Genomic DNA, 385 nt, shown 5'->3' with positions numbered 1-385 from the left:
GCCGGTACGCGTCCTTCAAAGCAAAGCGTGCCGCTGCTCGGATCGAGAATGCCGGAGACAATGCGGCCAAGTGTGGACTTGCCGCAGCCGGATTCGCCGACGAGACCTACAACCTCGCCTTCGCCGATGGAGAGCGTTACGTCGTCCACAGCGCGGACCACCTGTTCGCGCAGCCCGGCGCCGAATATGTTCGCAACCTTTTCGGCTGCGTCGAGAGGCTTGACGAAGCGTTTGGAAATATCGGTGAGCGAGAGGATCGGCGCCGGCATCAGGCGGCGACCGTAGCTGGCGCGACAAGAGGGTGATGGCAGCGGGCCATGCGGCTTGGTTCGTATTCGGTGGGTTCCGGCATGATCGCTCCGCAGGTTGCCGTCGCACGCGGGCA

1 protein-coding gene is annotated in these 385 nt (G+C 63.9%); it reads right to left on the bottom strand.

From position 1 onward, the window contains the following. Positions 1 to 269: ATP-binding cassette domain-containing protein (locus HUA75_RS47835; RefSeq protein WP_174490144.1), on the bottom strand; the 269-nt coding region annotated here is incomplete at its 3' end. Between the last annotated feature and the right edge of the window lie 116 nt (positions 270 to 385).

Source organism: Myxococcus sp. CA040A (assembly GCF_013336725.1).
Taxonomy (GTDB): Bacteria; Myxococcota; Myxococcia; order Myxococcales; family Myxococcaceae; genus Myxococcus; species Myxococcus llanfairpwllgwyngyllgogerychwyrndrobwllllantysiliogogogochensis.
The sequence above is the reverse complement of the archived record's forward strand: the minus strand, read 5'-3'. Positions and strand labels throughout refer to the sequence as shown.